Source organism: Amycolatopsis sp. NPDC000009, from assembly GCF_055563465.1.
In genome coordinates this window covers 90,776-107,153 of the sequence record NZ_JBVHDI010000021.1, presented here as the reverse complement: position 1 = coordinate 107,153, position 16,378 = coordinate 90,776, and the positions used below count along the sequence as shown (strand labels likewise).

Genomic DNA, 16,378 nt, shown 5'->3' with positions numbered 1-16,378 from the left:
CACCGGGGCGTTCGAAGAGTAACTATATGCCTACCTCATACGGTATGCAATCTACAGTCCGCTGCGACCAGGGGCTTCGGACAGGGGCCGGGCGGACGGAGCAGATCCGGAAACGAGCGCACGGATCAGAGAGGTCCGGCGTGCGACAAAGAGGAGTTGAACGATGGCGCCAACGACCGGCACCGCTGCGGGGGACACCGCGACGAAGGCCACCACCAACGGTTCCGAACCCGCCCCGGACCTGATCTCCGGCGGCCACCTGGTGGCCAAGGCGCTCAAGGCGGAGGGCGTCGACACGATCTTCACGTTGTGCGGCGGCCATATCATCGACATCTACGACGGCTGCGTCGACGAGGGCATCGAAGTCATCGACGTCCGGCACGAACAGGTCGCGGCGCACGCGGCCGACGGCTACGCGCGGATCACCGGCCGTCCAGGCTGCGCGGTCGTCACCGCGGGACCGGGCACGACGGACGCCGTCACCGGGGTCGCGAACGCCCTGCGCGCGGAGAGCCCGATGCTGCTGATCGGCGGGCAAGGAGCGCTCACCCAGCACAAGATGGGCTCACTGCAGGATCTGCCGCACGTCGACATGATGGCGCCGATCACCAAGTTCTCCGCGACCGTCCCGGACACCGCGCGGGTGGCGGACCTGGTTTCGATGGCCTTCCGCGAGTGTTACCACGGCGCGCCCGGACCGTCCTTTTTGGAGATTCCCCGCGACGTCCTCGACGCGAAGGTGCCGGTGGAGAAGGCGAGGGTCCCCTCGGCGGGCCGCTATCGGGCGTCCACCCGCAACGCCGGCGACCCGGCCGACATCGAGAAACTCGCGGATCTCCTGGTCCATTCGAGGAAGCCGGCCATCTTGCTGGGCAGCCAAGTCTGGACGACCCGCGCGACCGGGCCCGCGGCCGAACTCGTGCGCGGGCTGAACATCCCGGCCTACATGAACGGTGCCGGGCGCGGCACACTGCCGCCCGGCGATCCGCACCACTTCCAGCTCTCGCGCCGGTACGCGTTCGACAACGCCGACGTGATCGTCATCGTCGGCACCCCGTTCGACTTCCGCATGGGCTACGGCAAACGGCTCTCCCCGGACGCGACCGTCGTGCAGATCGATCTCGACTACCGCACCGTCGGGAAGAACCGGGACGTCGACCTCGGCATCGTCGGCGACGCGGGTCAGGTGCTCGCCGCGGTCGCCGAGGCGGCCACCGGCCGGGTCGACAACGGCGCCGTGGCGCGCAAGGTCTGGCTCGAGGAACTCCAGGACGTCGAGACGAAGGCGAAGCAGAAGCGCTTGCCGTTCCAGCACTCCGACGCGAGCCCGATCCACCCGTACCGGCTGGTGCACGAGATCAACGAGTTCCTCACCGAGGACTCGCTCTACATCGGCGACGGCGGCGACATCGTGACCTTCTCCGGGCAGGTCGTCCAGCCGAAGGCGCCGGGGCACTGGATGGATCCCGGCCCGCTCGGGACCCTCGGCGTGGGGATCCCGTTCGTCCTCGCCGCGAAGCACGCGCGGCCGGAGAAGGAGGTCGTCGCGCTCTTCGGCGACGGCGCGTTCAGCCTGACCGGCTGGGACTTCGAGACCTTGGTGCGGTTCAACCTGCCGTTCGTCGGGATCGTCGGCAACAACTCCTCGATGAACCAGATCCGCTACGGCCAGGCGGCGAAGTACGGCCTCGGCCGGGAACGTGTCGGCAACACGCTCGGCGATGTCCCGTACGACGAGTTCGCCCGCATGCTCGGCGGGTACGGCGAGGCGGTGCGCGACCCCGCGGACATCGGACCCGCGTTGCTGCGCGCCCGCGAGTCCGGAAAGCCGTCACTGATCAACGTTTGGATCGACCCGGACGTCTACGCGCCCGGAACCATGAACCAGACCATGTACAAGTAGCCGGGAGGGATCACCGATGGGAAAGGCACTCGACGGCGTCCGCGTCCTCGACATGACGCATGTCCAATCAGGACCTTCGTCCACGCAGATCCTGGCCTGGCTCGGCGCGGACGTGATCAAACTGGAGACGCCCGGCCGCGGTGACATCACCCGCGGCCAGCTCCGGGATCTCCCCGGGGTGGACAGTCTCTACTTCACGATGCTCAACGCCAACAAGCGCAGCATCACCCTCAACATGAAGAGTGAGCAGGGGAAGCAGGTCTTCGAGCAGCTCGTGTCCAGTGTGGACGTGCTGGTCGAGAACTTCGGCCCCGGGGTGGTCGACCGCTTCGGCTATCCCTGGGACCGGCTCGCGGAGCTGAACCCGCGGCTGATCTACGCCTCCATCAAGGGTTTCGGCCCCGGACGGTACGCGGATTTCAAGGCATACGAGGTCATCGCGCAGGCGATGGGCGGGGCGATGAGCACCACCGGTTTCGAGGACGGCCCGCCCACCGCGACCGGCGCGCAGATCGGCGATTCGGGTACCGGGATCCACCTGGTCGCCGCGATCCTGGCCGCGCTGTACCAGCGGACGAACACCGGCCGAGGGCAACGGGTCCAGGTCGCGATGCAGGACGCGGTGCTGAACCTGTGCCGCGTCAAGCTCCGTGACCAGCAACGGCTGGCGCACGGCCCGCTCGGCGAATACCCGAACGACGTCTTCGGCGACGAGGTCCCGCGTTCGGGCAACGCCTCCGGCGGCGGGCAACCGGGCTGGGCGGTGAAATGCGCGCCGGGCGGGCCGAACGACTACATCTACGTGATCATCCAGCCGGTCGGCTGGGCACCGATCACCCGGCTGATCGGGAAACCCGAACTCGCCGAGGACCCGGACTGGTCCACTCCGGAAGCGCGTCTGTCCAAACTGGACAAAGCCTTCGGGATGATCGAGGAGTGGACCGAGAAGCACACCAAATGGGAGGTGATGGAGGCGCTCAACGCCCACAACATCCCCTGCGGCCCGATCCTGTCCACCAAGGAACTCGCCGAGGACACGACCCTGGCCGAACTGGGCTCGGTCGTCGAGGTCGAGCATCCCGAACGAGGAGCCTTCAAGACCGTCGGCTGCCCGTTGAAGCTGTCGGATTCGCCGGTCGAGGTCGAACGCTCGCCCCTGCTCGGTGAGCACAACGCCGAGGTCTTCGGCGAACTCGGCTACGGCGAGGACGACCTGGACCGGCTGCGCGCGGCCGGCGTGATCTGAGCACCGACTGGCGGAGCTGCGCGGGCTCGTCCGAAAACCAGGAAGGAAGCTTCATGGCAGACAAAGAGATCGTCGAGAAGATCCTCGGGAAGGTGGCCGCCGAGGGACGGACGTCGCTCACCGCGCCGGAAGGACGGCAGGTGTGCGAGGCGTACGGCATCCCGACCCCGGCGGAACGGCTTGCCACCACCGCGGAGGAGGCCGTCGCGCAGGCAGCGGAGATCGGCCTCCCGGTGGTGCTGAAGATCGTCTCGCCGGACATCCTGCACAAGACCGAGGCCGGCGGCGTGCTGGTCGGCCTGGCGACGGCGGACGCGGTCGCGGACGGCTTCCGGTCGATCGTCGCCAACGCCAAGGCATACGACGCCGACGCCGAGATCACCGGCGTCCAGGTGCAGCGGATGCTCAGCGGCGGACAAGAGGTGATCGTCGGCGCCACCACGGACCCCACCTTCGGCAAGATCGTCGCGTTCGGGCTCGGCGGGGTACTGGTCGAGGTGCTCAAGGACGTCACGTTCCGGCTCGCCCCACTCGACCGTGACCAGGCGTTTTCGATGATCGACGGTATCGCGGCCGCCGAGATCCTGCGCGGCGTCCGCGGTGCGGAGCCGGTGAGCCGGGACGCGCTGGCCGACGTGCTCACCCGCGTCGGTGCCCTGGTCACCGACTTCCCGCAACTGGCCGAGGTCGACCTCAACCCGGTACTGGCCACACCCGGCGGCGCCACCGCCGTCGACGTCCGGATCCTGGTGGATCCCGAGGCGGCGCGGGAGCCCGTGCGGTTCAGCCAGGAGGAGATCCTGGCGTCGATGACCCGGATCATGAAACCGGCGTCGATCGCCGTCATCGGCGCGTCGGCCGAGGCGGGCAAGATCGGCAACTCGGTGATGAAGAACCTCGTCGACGGCGGGTTCGCGGGCGAGATCCATCCCATCAACCCCAAGGCCGCCGAGATCCTTGACCGCAAGGCCTATGCGAGCATCGCCGACGTGCCGGGCGACGTCGACGTCTCGGTGTTCGCCATCCCCGCCAAATTCGTGCCCGCCGCGCTGGAAGAAGCGGGCCGGAAGGGCGTGGCCGGAGCGATCCTGATCCCGTCCGGTTTCGGCGAGACGGGCAACATCGAACTGCAGGACCAGGTCGTCGCGATCGCCCGGGAGCACGGCGTCCGGATCCTCGGCCCCAACATCTACGGCTACTACTACACGCCGGAGAATCTGTCGGCGACGTTCTGCACGCCGTACGACGTCAAGGGCGGGGTCGCGCTTTCCTCGCAGAGCGGCGGCATCGGGATGGCGATCCTCGGGTTCAGCCGGTCGGCGAAGATGGGAGTCTCGTCGATCGTCGGGGTCGGCAACAAGGCCGATATCGACGAGGACGATCTACTCACATTCTTCGAACAAGATGAAAACACCGACCTCATCGCGATGCATCTCGAAGATCTCAAAGACGGGCGGGCGTTCGCGGAAACGGCGAAACGGGTTTCGGTGCGGAAGCCGGTCGTCGTGCTCAAAGCGGGCCGCACCTCCCAAGGCGCGAAAGCGGCGGGCTCGCACACCGGGGCGCTCGCCGGCGACGACAAGGTCTACGACGACATCCTGCGCCAGAGCGGTGTCATCCGGGCGCCCGGGCTCAACGATCTGCTCGAGTACGCGCGCGGCATCCCGCTTCTCCCGACCCCCAAGGGCGAGAACGTCGTCATCATCACCGGCGCGGGTGGCTCCGGCGTTCTGCTTTCCGACGCCTGTGTGGACAACGGGCTGAACCTGATGGAGATCCCGCCCGATCTCGACGCGTCGTTCCGGGAATTCATTCCGCCGTTCGGCGCGGCGGGCAATCCGGTGGACATAACCGGCGGCGAACCACCTACCACCTACCGGAACACGATCGCGCTCGGTTTGGAGGACGAGCGAATCCATGCCTTGATCCTCGGCTATTGGCATACTATCGTCACCCCGCCGATGATCTTCGCGGAACTCGTTTCGGAAGTCGTATCCGAATATCGCGCGAAAGGGATCCACAAGCCCGTCGTCGCCTCGCTGGCAGGCGATGTCGAGGTCGAACAGGCCAGCGATTTCCTGTACGAGCACGGCGTCGTGGCCTATCCGTACACGACGGAGAAACCCGTTGCCGTGCTCGGCGCGAAGTATCGCTGGGCCCGTTCAGCGGGACTGCTCGGCTGACTTTCCGGACCAACCCGACCAAGGAGAATGACAATGACGTCATCGACCGCGGCTCAACCACCCGGAGCGTACAAGGAAGTAATCGATTCGAACGGCCGGATCTATCGCGTCGGCGAAAGCGATCGAGACATCATGGGCCGTCCACGATGGACGATGGTGATCCTGCCCTGGGTCGCCATGATGGCCATCAGTTCGTCGGAGTACGCGTTCACGTCGGCGGAGAAGACGCTGGCCGACGCGCACGGCTGGCACGGGGCGACCATCTTCTGGTTGCTCGGCGTCTGGGTGTTCTTCCAGGCGATCGTCGCCTTCCCCGCCGGGAAGATGCGAGAGAACGGGAGGTTGCCTGCCAAGGCGGCGATGCTGCTGGGCGCGACCGGCACCCTTCTGTCCTATCTGGCCCTCGCCTACGCACCCAGCGAGATCTGGGCGTATCTGGGCTTCGGGTTCTTCGGCGGTGGCGGGGCCGGCCTGGTCTACGCGACCTGCGTGAACATGGTGGGGAAGTGGTACCCGGAGCGCAGGGGCGGGAAGACCGGGTTCGTCAACGGCGGCTTCGCCTACGGTTCGGTGCCCTTCATCTTCATCTTCACGTCCTATATGGACCTTTCCAACTTCTCGGGCGTCCTGCTCGTGGTCGGCCTCTTCCTGGCGGCGACCGTCGCGGTCAGCGGCTTCTTCTTCAAGGACCCGCCGAAGAACTGGTGGCCGTCGCATGTGGACCCGTTGAAGGTGTCCGACGACCCGCGGGTCCGCCGATCCCTGCAGAAGAACCCGCCGGCGGTCCGGCAGTACACGCCGAAGGAAGCACTCCGGACCGGGATGCTGCCGCTGATGTGGTTCTGCCTGCTGTGCACGGCCGGGGTGAACATCTTCGGCATCGCGATGCAGGTCCCGTTCGGCAACGAGATGGGGTTCGCGGGCGGGATCGTCGCGCTGGCGATGAGCCTGAAGGCGATCATCAACGGCACCGGCCGCGGCGTGATCGGCTGGATCTCCGACCGCTACGGGCGACGGCAGACCTTGTTCATGGTCTGCGTGGTGCTCGGCCTCGCGCAGTTCGCCGTCTACCTGTCCGGCTCGATCGGCAGCATGCCGCTGTTCCTGCTCGCCTCGATGATCTCCGGTTTCGGCGGCGGCGCGATCTTCCCGCTGTTCGCGGCGATGACGGCGGACTTCTACGGCGAGAACAACAACGCCAGCAACTACGGCCTGGTGTACAGCTCGAAGCTGATCTCGGGTCTGGTCGGTTCCGGCGTCGGGGCGATGGTCGTGGTGGCTTGGGGCTACGGCGGCGCGTTCTTCCTCGCCGGTGCGACGAGTCTGTTCGCGGCCGCGCTCAGTCTGTTGCTACGCCAGCCGGGACGTTCGCGCACGCGTACTCCGCGTCGTGAGCAGGAGCTGAACCCGGCTTAGTCCTCCTTCGGACGTTCGTGGAACGCCTGCCGGGTGCGCTCGGTGTGCTGGTTCATGATCTTTTCGGCGGCGGCGGGGTCACCGGCGGCGATGGCCTTGATCAGTTCCTCGTGTTCCTGCCAGGCGTCGTGGCTGCGGGGACGGGCGATCGGCGTGTAGTACCAGCGGACCCGGCGATCGACCATGCCGATCATTTCGGCGAGGACCGCGTTGCCGGACAGTTCGGTGATGAACGCGTGGAGCGCGGCGTTGGCCGCGACGAGGCCTTCGGTGTCGTCGGCGGCCAACGCCTCCAGCCCGCTCTTCTGTAGTTCCCACAAACGCTCGACGTCCTCTTCGCCGGCCCTGTCGGCGGCGAGCCGGGCGGAGTGCGCCTCCAGCACGGTGCGCACGCTGAGCAGCTGGTCGGCTTCCTCGTCGGTGGGCATGTGCACGAAGGCGCCCTGCGCCGGGCGGAGGTCGACCCAGCCTTCGCTCTGCAGTCGCTGCAACGCCTCCCGGACCGGCTGCCTGCTGACGCCCAGGTATTCGGCGAGGTCCGCCTCGACCAGGTGCTGGCCGGGTTCGAGTGTCCGGTTGATGATCAGCTCCGCGAGCGCGTCGTAGACGACCTGGCGCAGGGGAGCGGGCCGCTCGACGCGTTTGGCCGTCGCCGGGTTGAGCGTGCCCTTCGTCCTGCGGCCGGTGGGGCCGCGGTCGGGAAGGGGTGAAACGGGCTGGCTCACAGGACCTCCGGATGACTCGTCCGGTTCAGGATACAGGTTTTGGTATGCAAAATCCCGACATTCCCCGCTTCGCTCCGCATTTCGTCCTCTGAATGCGGGGTCGCAAGGCGCGACTCGCGTGCTTGGAGCCGTAACTCGCGTGCTTGGAGGCGTAACTCGCCGGGCTCCGACCGCTCGGCGTGTTACGGCTTCGCGCACGCGAGTTACGGGTTAGAGCACGCGAGTTACGGGTTAGAGCACGCGAGTTACGGGTTGGAGCACGCGGACCTCCCGCATTTAGGGGTCCTAACAGAATTATCTTGGGGTGTGGTTTGATGTCGTGTCTCGGTGATTGTCTGTGAGGGGTGGGCTGGTGGGGCAGCGGCGTCCGTGGGAGGTCGATGACGGTCTGTGGGAGCGGATTGAGCCGTTGTTGCCGCGGGTGGAGCGTCGGTTTCGGCATCCGGGGCGTAAGCGGCTGGATGACCGTAAGGCGTTGTGCGGGATCATGTTCGTGCTCTACACGGCGATTCCGTGGGAGTTCCTGCCGCAGGAGCTGGGGTATGGGTCGGGTATGACGTGCTGGCGGCGGTTGCGGGACTGGACCGAGGCCGGGGTGTGGCAGCAGCTGCACGAGCTGCTGTTGGCGGAGTTGCACGCGGCGGGCCAGCTGGATTGGTCGCGTGCGTCGGTCGACGGATCGCATGTGCGGGCGTTAAAAGGGGGCCGAAAACCGGCCCCAGCCCGGTAGATCGAGCCCGCATCGGGTCGAAACACCATGTGATCACCGACGGTACCGGCATCCCGCTCGCAGCCACCCTGACCGGCGGGAACCGGCACGACGTCACCCAGCTGATGCCGCTGATCCACGCGATCCCGCCAGTGCGAGGCCGGCCCGGGTCCCCGCGGCGACGGCCACAACGGCTCTACGCCGACCGCGCCTACGACCACGACAAGTACCGCAACCTTGTCCGCGCCGCCGGAATCACGCCTCTCATCGCCCGCCGAGGCCAGGAACACGGCTCCGGCCTCGGCGTTCACCGCTGGGTCGTCGAGGGCGCCTTCGCCTTACTGCACTGGTTCCGGCGGCTACGCATCCGATGGGAGATCCGTGACGACAGCCACGAAGCCTTCCTCACCCTCGGCTGCGCCATCATCTGCTGGCGCAGACTCAAAGCCCACTCAATCTGTTAGGACCCCTTAGAGGACGAAATGCGGGAGGTCTGGCGCGCCGACCATATACAGGATACTGTATGCAATCTGGTCTTCGGGTGAGCAGGAGGCACGTCATGAAGGTCGCTGTTCTGGGTGCGGGGGCGATCGGCGCCTACGCCGGGGCCGCGCTGCACCGCGGCGGGGCGGAGGTCCACCTCATCGCGAGACGGGCGCACGGCGACGCGATGCGCGAGCACGGCGTGCGGGTGCTCAGCCCGCGCGGGAACTTCACCGCCCGGCCCCACGTCACCGACGATCCGGCTCAAGTCGGTCCCGTCGACTTCGTCTTCCTCGGCCTGAAGGCGAACTCGTACGCCTCGTGCGGACCCCTGATCGCACCCTTGCTCGGCGAGGACACCGCGATCGTGGCCGCGCAGAACGGGATCCCGTGGTGGTATTTCCACGGTCTCACCGGGCATCCGCTGGAGAACCGGCGCATCGAGACGGTCGACCCCGGTGGAGCGGTCAGCGAGGTCCTCGAACTGCGCCGCGCGGTCGGCTGCGTCGTCTACTGCTCGACGGTGATCGAGGAGCCCGGCGTGATCCGGCATCTCGAAGGGACCCGGTTCGCTTTGGGCGAGCCGAAGGGCGGCGTCTCGTCCCGGTGCGCGGCACTGGCCGACGCGATGATCGCCGGCGGATTGAAGGCGCCGGTCGAACTCGACCTGCGCGACGAGATCTGGGTCAAGCTCATGGGCAACGTCGCCTTCAATCCGCTCAGCGCGCTCACCAGGGCGACCATGGTCCAGATCTGCGAGCACCCGGACACCCGGGAGCTCGTCGCCGCGATGATGAACGAGACCCTCGCGATCGCCCGCGCCGCCGGCTGCGACCCGAAGGTGTCGGTCGAGAAACGCATCGACGGCGCCTGGCGCGTCGGCCACCACAAGACGTCGATGCTCCAGGACCTCGAAGCGGGCAAGCCGCTGGAGATCGACGCGATCATCGGCGCCGTCGTCGAGCTCTCGGAGCTGACCGGCGTGCCCGCACCGGCGCTGCGGCACGTCCACGCGGCGATCGGCCTGCTCGACCAGACCGTGAACGCCGTTCCCGTCGGAGCGCACTGAATCGGAGGGACCCGATGAAGCGCAAGAACACCGAACCGTACGTCCGCCTCACCCAGCCGCTGGTCCGCGACTCGGGTGAGCTGCGCCCGGCGAGCTGGGAGGAGGCGCTGGAGCGGGCCGCCGCCGGGTTCCGGCGCACGCTCGAAACCAAGGGACCCGAGGCCTTCGGCATGTTCTCGTGTGCCAGGGCGACCAACGAGATGAACTACGTGGCGCAGAAGTTCACGCGCTCGGTGATCGGCACCAACAACGTCGACTCGTGCAACCGCACCTGTCACGCGCCGAGTGTCGCCGGGCTGGCGCGGGTGTTCGACAGCGGCGGCGGGACGTCGTCGTACCAGGAGATCGAGGACGCCGACGTCATCGTCGTCTGGGGCGGCAATCCGCGTGAGGCGCACCCGATCTTCTTCCAGCACGTGCTCAAGGCCGTCCATCGCGGCGCCAAGCTGTTCGTCATCGACCCGCGCCGGACCAGCACCGCGAGCTGGGCACACCGGCAGCTCCAGCTGCACGTCGGCACGGACATCCCGCTGGCGCACGCGGTCGCCCGCGAGATCATCCACTCCGGACTGGCCAACACCGCCTTCATCGAACGGGCCACCGAGGGGTTCGCCGAGTTCGCGGCCTCGGTCGAGCCCTGGACGCTCGAGGCCGCCGAGGAGGTCACCGGCGTCCCGGCCGAGCTGATCCGCGAACTCGCGCACACCTACGCCCGCGCGGATCGCGGCCAGCTGTCGTGGACGCTCGGGATCACCGAGCACCACAACGGCACGGACAACGTGCTGTCCCTGATCAATCTCGCGCTGCTGGCCGGACACGTCGGCCGGTACGGCGCCGGGCTGAACCCGTTGCGCGGGCAGAACAACGTCCAGGGCGGCGGGGACATGGGCGCGATCCCGGACCGGCTGCCCGGTTTCCAGAACATCCTCGACGCGGACGTCAGGGCGAAGTTCGACGCGGCGTGGGGCTCGGCCATCCCGCCGCACAAGGGGCTCAACCTCACCCAGATGCTCGACGCGATGGAGCGGGGAGAGCTGACCTGCGTCTACATCATCGGGGAGAACCCGGTGCAGTCCGAGGCGGACTGCGAGCACACGATCAAACGTCTGTCCAATGTGGAGCATCTGGTGGTGCAGGACATCTTCCTCACCAAGACCGCGCGGCTGGCCGACGTCGTGCTGCCGGCATCGGCCGCCTGGTGCGAATCCGACGGCACCTTCACCAACAGCGAACGCCGGGTCCAGCGCGTCCGCAAGGCGCTCGAACCACCGGAGGGGGCTCGCGACGACATCCAGTTGCTGTGCGAACTGGCCCGGCGCCTGGGCCACGACTGGGACTACCAGGGTGGCGAGGACGTCTGGAACGAGCTCCGAACGCTGTCGCCGATGCACGCCGGCATGAGTTACGCGCGGCTGGAGGAGCTCGGCGGCATCCAGTGGCCGTGCTATCGCGAGGACGAACTCGAGCCGACCTTCCTGCACGGGCGCCTGTGGGAGGAGGATCCGGCGAAACGCGGCCGTCCGGCGCCGTTCACCGTGATCGCGCACAGCCCGCCGGTGGATCTGCTCACCGAGGATTTCCCGATCCGGCTGACCACCGGCAGGCGGCTGGATTCCTACAACACCGGCGTCCAGTCCGGCGGGTTCCCCTCGCCACTGCGTCGCGGGGAGACGCTCGACCTGTGCCGGGCCGACGCCGCCGAACTCGGTGTCGTCGAGGACGAGGTCGTGCGGATCTCTTCCCGTCGTGGCGAGATCGAGGCGCCGGTCCGGATCGACGAGGGACTGCGCCCGGGGCTGGCGTTCATGACCTTCCACTTCCCGGACGAGATCGACGTCAACGTCATCACCATCGAGGCGACCTGCCCGGTCGCGGGCACCGCCGAGTACAAGGCCGCCGCGATCCGGGTCGAGAAGCTGTCCGCCACCGTGTGAGGAGTCCGGAATGGACCTGCGCTTCCTGAACGCCGAACCGACGGACGCCGAGCGGGCCGCGATCGACGCGCTCGGCGACGGGAGCCGCGACCAGCTGCTTCCCGCGTTGCACGCCGTGAACGACCGGATCGGCTGGATCAGCCAGGGAGCGCTGAACCATATCTGCCGACGGCTGAACGTCCCTCCGGCCGAGGCGTACGGTGTCGCCAGCTTTTACGCGTTGTTCTCGCTCAAGGAGCGGCCGCCGCGGGTCGTCCACATTTGCACGGACCTGGCGTGCCGGGTCAACGGCGCGGATGCGCTGGCCGAGGCCGCCGACGCGGCGGGGCACCCCTGGCATCGCAGCCCGTGCCTCGGTGTCTGCGAGCGGGCCCCCGCGGCGATGGCCTTCGAGGCGGGTGATCCCGCCGAGTACCGAGTCCTCGCTCCGGCCACGCCGGACGAATTCGCCCGTGGAACGTCCGAAGTGGACGAACCGCCGGCATCGGTGCCACAGCGAGGCGAGCCAGGGCTGCGGTTGTTGCGCCGCGTCGGCGTGGTCGACCCGGAGAGCCTGGACGCCTACCGGGCGTCCGGTGGGTACGCGGCGCTGAGGAACGCGCTGCTGCTCGGACCGGCCGGGGTCATCCGCGAGGTGACCGATTCCGGGCTGATGGGCCGCGGCGGGGCGGCGTTCCCGACCGGCCGGAAGTGGGACGCCACCGCGAGGCAACCGGTGCGAACCCGGTACCTCGTCTGCAACGCCGACGAGAGCGAGCCGGGCACCTTCAAGGATCGCGTGCTGATCGAGGGCGACCCGTTCGCGCTCGTCGAGGCGATGACGATCGCCGCTTTCGCCATCGGGGCGCGGAAGGGCTACGTCTATCTTCGCGGTGAATATCCACGTGCGCTGAAGCTGCTGCGCAACGCCATCGAGATCGCCCGCGAACGAGGGTACCTGGGCGAGGACATCATGGGACGTCGAGGTTTTTCGTTCGACATCGAGATCAGACGGGGTGCGGGCGCCTACATCTGCGGCGAAGAAACGGCGATCTTCAACTCCATCGAAGGCTTCCGCGGCGAGCCGAGGACCAAACCGCCGTTCCCGGTGGAGAAGGGGTTGTTCGGCAAGCCGACGGTGGTGAACAACGTCGAGACCCTGGTCAACGTCCCGCTGATCCTCAGCGAGGGAGGCGAGGCCTACCGCCGCATCGGGACGGAACGCTCGTCCGGGCCGAAACTGTTCTGCCTGTCCGGCAATGTCCGGCGTCCCGGTGTGTACGAGGTGCCGTTCGGGACGACGCTGGGCGAACTGATCGACCTGGCCGGGGGAGTGCCGGAGGGCCGTGAACTCCGGGCGATCCTGCTCGGCGGGGCGGCGGGTGGTTTCGTGCGCCCGGACGAGACCACCTTGCCGCTGACCATGGAGGACGCCCGCGCGGCGGGCACCACCCTCGGTTCGGGTGTCGTGCTGATGCTGGACGATCAGGCCGACCTCGGCGGGTTCCTGCTGCGGATCGCGGCCTTCTTCCGGGACGAGTCGTGCGGGCAGTGTGTGCCGTGCCGGATCGGGACCGTGCGGCAGGAGGAGGCACTGCACCGGATCGTCGGCGGACGCGAGCTCGGTACGGGTGGGGACGATCTCGTGGTGCTACGCGAAGTCGGCCAAGTGATGCGTGATTCGTCCATCTGCGGACTGGGCCAGACCGCCTGGAACGCCATCGAGTCGGCGATCGACCGGCTGGGCGCACTGGAGGAGCGGTCATGACCATCGTCGAAATAGGACTCCCGCGACGGCTCGTCGAGTTCACTGTGGACGGTGAGGTCGTCCGGGTTCCGGAGGGCGCCACGATCCTCGACGCGTGTACCGCGGCGGGCAAGGAGATCCCGACACTCTGCTATGGAGACACCCTCGAACCGGCCAACGCCTGCCGCGTCTGCATGGTGGAGGTCGAGGGTTCGCGCACGCTCGTGCCGTCGTGCTCCCGCAAGGCGGAACCGGGCATGGTGGTGCGGACCGAGACCGATCGGACGCGGCTCAGCCGCAAGGTGGTGCTCGAACTCCTCGGTTCGGCGACGGATTTGTCCACCACGCCCGGTGTCGCGGACTGGATGGCGGAAAGCGGCGCGGCACCCGAGCGGTTCGGGCCACCCGCGCCGCCCGCGGATGACCGGGACGAGCGGCGCCCGGGAGAGCACGAGATCCCGGACGGGATGACGGCGGCGACGGTGCGCCAGCCGGTCAAAGTGGACAACGAGCTGTACGTCCGCGACTACGGGAAATGCATCCAGTGCTACAAATGTGTCGACGCGTGCGGCGAGCAGTGGCAGAACACCTTCGCCATCACCATGGCGGGGCGGGGTTTCGACGCGCGGATCTCGACGGAGTTCGCGAACCCGCTGCCGGACAGCGCGTGTGTCTACTGTGGAAACTGTGTCGAGGTCTGCCCGACCGGCGCGCTGAGCTTCAAACGCGAGCACGACAAGCGCGAGGACGGCACCTGGGACGAGTCGCGGCAGACCGCGACGACCACCGTCTGCACCTTCTGCGGCGTCGGCTGCAACCTCACCCTGCACGTCCAGGACAACGAGATCGTCAAGGTCACCTCTCCGCACGAGAGTTCGGTGACCCACGGGAACCTCTGCATCAAGGGCCGCTTCGGCTGGCAGCACGTGCAGAACCGCTGAGGTCGTGAGCGGCGCCTGGTGGCGTGCCGCGAAAGCCACTTTCGCAACCTTCAACGTTGCGAAAGTGGCTTTCGCAACGCGTCGGTGGGCGGGGTCGGCAGGGCCGGTCGTGACGTGAGCGGTGGCGGCGCGTCGCGAAAGCCACGTTCGCGACTTCTGATGTCCCGAAAGTGGCTTTCGGGACATCAGCGCCGGAGGCTCGACCGCCTACTCGAACGCGACACGCGTACCCCCATCGCCGCGATACAGCCCGTTGACCGAGGACAGGTCAGCGGGCTATTCTCGATATACGAAAGAAAGTTTCCGCATAGCGAAATTACAGAGGTTTCGATGGCTGATCTTGCCGGTTCGCGCCACGCGCTGCCCTACGTGCTGAACCTGTCGCTGGTCTTCACCGAGTTGCCGCTGCTCGACCGTGCGGAGGCGGCGCGCGCGGCGGGCTTCACCGCGGTCGAGTACTGGTGGCCGTTCGAGACGCCGGCGCCGGACGACGCCGAGGTCGACGCCTTCGTGGCGTCGGTCGAGCGGGCGGGCGTGGCGGTGACCGGGCTGAACTTCTTCCCCGGTGACATGGCGGGCGGCGATCGCGGCCTGGTCACCTGGCCCGGCCGTGAGGACGAGTTCGCCCGCGGTATCGCCTCCGCGATCGACCTGGGCGAGCGGCTCGGCTGTCGCCGGTTCAACGCGCTCTACGGCAACCGGGTCGACGGCGCGGACCCGGCCGCTCAGGACAAGCTCGGCCTCTCGAACCTGGCGCTCGCGTCGGACGCGGCCGCGCGCATCGGCGCGGAGATCGTGCTGGAGCCGTTGTCGGGAGCGGAGAAGTACCCGCTCAAGACCGCGGACGACGTACTGAAGGTGCTCGACGAACTCGGGCGGGACAACGTGAAGCTGCTGGCCGACCTGTACCACCTGGCGGTCAACGGTGACGACCTCGACACGGTCACCACCGTCCACACCGGACGGATCGGCCATGTGCAGATCGCCGATGCCCCAGGGCGCCACCAGCCGGGGACCGGAACGCTGGACATCGAGGGATACCTGGAAAAGCTGCAGACGGCGGGCTACCGCGGGCAGGTCGGCGTGGAATACAAACCGGACGGGCCGAGCGCGGAATCGCTGTCGTGGCTGCCTTTCGAACGAAGGGGACTGGCATGACCAAGCTGGGATTCATCGGCCTGGGGATCATGGGCGGGCCGATGGCGGGACATCTCGTCGCCGCCGGCCACGAGGTGAGCGGATTCGACACGAACGCCGAGGCGCTCGCGAGGCTGGAAGCCGCGGGCGGCCGGGCCGCGAACGGGGTGACGGACGCCGTGGCGGGCGCGGAGGTCGTCATCACCATGCTGCCGAACCACCCGCAGGTCGAGGCCGTCGTGCTCGCGGCGGGCGGGGTGCTGGAGTCGGCGAAACCGGGCACCCTGCTGATCGACATGAGCACCATCCGGCCGGAGACCTCCATCGAGGTGACCGAGCGGGCGGCCGAACGGGAGATCCGGGTGCTGGACGCGCCCGTTTCCGGTGGCCAGGCCGGGGCCGAGCAGGCTTCACTGTCCATTATGGTCGGTGGCGATACCGAGGACTTCGCCGCGGCGCTCCCGATCCTGGAGTCGGTCGGCAAGACGATCGTCCACGTCGGGCCGCACGGTGCCGGCCAGGTCGTCAAGGCCGCGAACCAGCTGGTGGTCGGCGGAACCTACGGGCTGATCGCCGAAGCCATCGTGCTGCTCGAAGCCTCCGGCGTGGACGCCGGTGTCGGGCTGGACGTCCTCGCGGGCGGCCTGGCGGGCAGCCGGATCCTCGAACTGAAGCGGAAGTCCATGGTGGCGCGGGAATTCGCGCCGGGCTTCCGGATCGATCTGCACCACAAGGACATGGGCATCGCACTCGCCGCCGCCAGGCAGGCCGAGGTCGCGCTGCCGCTCACCGGGCTGGTCGCCCAGCTCGTCGCCGCCGGACGGGCGATGGGCCACGGCTCGCTCGATCACTCCGCGCTGCTGAAGGTCGTCGAAACGCTGTCCGGCGCGGAAAACAAGGAGTGAC

12 protein-coding genes are annotated in these 16,378 nt (G+C 68.0%); 11 read left to right on the top strand and 1 reads right to left on the bottom strand.

Annotation, left to right across the window (positions count from 1 at the left end; translation table 11 throughout):
* Positions 1 to 163 precede the first annotated feature (163 nt).
* Genes ACZ3HL_RS36825 through ACZ3HL_RS36810 form a run of 4 tightly spaced genes read left to right on the top strand, consistent with a single transcriptional unit; the run spans position 164 to position 6,748 of the window.
* Positions 164 to 1,903 (top strand): thiamine pyrophosphate-binding protein, encoded by a 1,740-nt coding sequence (locus tag ACZ3HL_RS36825; protein ID WP_465536001.1) that lies wholly within the window; start codon positions 164 to 166, stop codon positions 1,901 to 1,903.
* Positions 1,904 to 1,919: 16 nt separating this feature from the next.
* On the top strand, positions 1,920 to 3,149 hold the full coding sequence (gene frc, locus ACZ3HL_RS36820) for a formyl-CoA transferase (protein ID WP_465535999.1): 1,230 nt from the start codon (positions 1,920 to 1,922) through the stop codon (positions 3,147 to 3,149).
* A 53-nt stretch (positions 3,150 to 3,202) separates the two neighbouring features.
* Positions 3,203 to 5,332: an acetate--CoA ligase family protein gene (locus ACZ3HL_RS36815; protein WP_465535997.1), complete on the top strand. Its 2,130-nt coding sequence runs from the start codon at positions 3,203 to 3,205 to the stop codon at positions 5,330 to 5,332.
* A 33-nt stretch (positions 5,333 to 5,365) separates the two neighbouring features.
* The gene (locus ACZ3HL_RS36810; protein WP_465411632.1) at positions 5,366 to 6,748 is read left to right on the top strand and encodes an OFA family MFS transporter; all 1,383 of its coding nucleotides are present in this window, start codon (positions 5,366 to 5,368) and stop codon (positions 6,746 to 6,748) included.
* Here ACZ3HL_RS36810 and ACZ3HL_RS36805 read toward each other — a convergent pair.
* Positions 6,745 to 7,473, bottom strand: a complete 729-nt coding sequence (locus ACZ3HL_RS36805) for a GntR family transcriptional regulator (RefSeq protein WP_465535995.1) — start codon at positions 7,471 to 7,473, stop codon at positions 6,745 to 6,747. The genes ACZ3HL_RS36810 and ACZ3HL_RS36805 overlap by 4 nt on opposite strands.
* Positions 7,474 to 7,825: 352 nt before the next feature.
* Here ACZ3HL_RS36805 and ACZ3HL_RS36800 point away from each other — a divergent pair.
* The 7 genes from ACZ3HL_RS36800 to ACZ3HL_RS36770 all read left to right on the top strand — a co-directional run bounded on the left by ACZ3HL_RS36800 (position 7,826) and on the right by ACZ3HL_RS36770 (position 16,377).
* A protein-coding gene (locus ACZ3HL_RS36800; RefSeq protein WP_465535993.1) for an IS5 family transposase occupies positions 7,826 to 8,646 on the top strand; the annotation gives its coding sequence in 2 pieces (ribosomal slippage) (positions 7,826 to 8,180 and positions 8,180 to 8,646; 822 coding nt in all).
* Positions 8,647 to 8,741: 95 nt separating this feature from the next.
* A complete protein-coding gene (locus ACZ3HL_RS36795) occupies positions 8,742 to 9,734 on the top strand; it encodes a 2-dehydropantoate 2-reductase (RefSeq protein ID WP_465411630.1) in 993 nt (330 codons plus the stop codon).
* 14 nt (positions 9,735 to 9,748) lie between these two features.
* Positions 9,749 to 11,668: a molybdopterin oxidoreductase family protein gene (locus ACZ3HL_RS36790; protein WP_465535991.1), complete on the top strand. Its 1,920-nt coding sequence runs from the start codon at positions 9,749 to 9,751 to the stop codon at positions 11,666 to 11,668.
* 10 nt (positions 11,669 to 11,678) lie between these two features.
* Complete coding sequence (locus tag ACZ3HL_RS36785; protein WP_465535989.1) at positions 11,679 to 13,415, top strand: NAD(P)H-dependent oxidoreductase subunit E; 1,737 nt, start codon at positions 11,679 to 11,681, stop codon at positions 13,413 to 13,415.
* A complete protein-coding gene (locus ACZ3HL_RS36780) occupies positions 13,412 to 14,335 on the top strand; it encodes a 2Fe-2S iron-sulfur cluster-binding protein (RefSeq protein WP_465535987.1) in 924 nt (307 codons plus the stop codon). Before ACZ3HL_RS36785 ends, ACZ3HL_RS36780 begins: the two co-directional genes overlap by 4 nt.
* A 330-nt stretch (positions 14,336 to 14,665) precedes the next feature.
* Positions 14,666 to 15,493: a hydroxypyruvate isomerase family protein gene (locus ACZ3HL_RS36775; protein WP_465535985.1), complete on the top strand. Its 828-nt coding sequence runs from the start codon at positions 14,666 to 14,668 to the stop codon at positions 15,491 to 15,493.
* Positions 15,490 to 16,377, top strand: coding sequence for a 2-hydroxy-3-oxopropionate reductase (locus ACZ3HL_RS36770; protein WP_465535983.1), 888 nt, complete (start codon positions 15,490 to 15,492; stop codon positions 16,375 to 16,377). Before ACZ3HL_RS36775 ends, ACZ3HL_RS36770 begins: the two co-directional genes overlap by 4 nt.
* The last annotated feature ends 1 nt before the right edge of the window (position 16,378 follow it).

Bases quoted from the DNA above. Each gene is read 5' to 3' on its own strand.
- ACZ3HL_RS36770 (WP_465535983.1), top strand. From the start codon at position 15,490: ATGACCAAGCTGGGATTCATCGGCCTGGGGATCATGGGCGGGCCGATG.
- ACZ3HL_RS36775 (WP_465535985.1), top strand. From the start codon at position 14,666: ATGGCTGATCTTGCCGGTTCGCGCCACGCGCTGCCCTACGTGCTGAAC.
- ACZ3HL_RS36815 (WP_465535997.1), top strand. From the start codon at position 3,203: ATGGCAGACAAAGAGATCGTCGAGAAGATCCTCGGGAAGGTGGCCGCC.
- ACZ3HL_RS36795 (WP_465411630.1), top strand. From the start codon at position 8,742: ATGAAGGTCGCTGTTCTGGGTGCGGGGGCGATCGGCGCCTACGCCGGG.
- ACZ3HL_RS36780 (WP_465535987.1), top strand. From the start codon at position 13,412: ATGACCATCGTCGAAATAGGACTCCCGCGACGGCTCGTCGAGTTCACT.
- frc (WP_465535999.1), top strand. From the start codon at position 1,920: ATGGGAAAGGCACTCGACGGCGTCCGCGTCCTCGACATGACGCATGTC.
- ACZ3HL_RS36825 (WP_465536001.1), top strand. From the start codon at position 164: ATGGCGCCAACGACCGGCACCGCTGCGGGGGACACCGCGACGAAGGCC.
- ACZ3HL_RS36790 (WP_465535991.1), top strand. From the start codon at position 9,749: ATGAAGCGCAAGAACACCGAACCGTACGTCCGCCTCACCCAGCCGCTG.
- ACZ3HL_RS36785 (WP_465535989.1), top strand. From the start codon at position 11,679: ATGGACCTGCGCTTCCTGAACGCCGAACCGACGGACGCCGAGCGGGCC.
- ACZ3HL_RS36810 (WP_465411632.1), top strand. From the start codon at position 5,366: ATGACGTCATCGACCGCGGCTCAACCACCCGGAGCGTACAAGGAAGTA.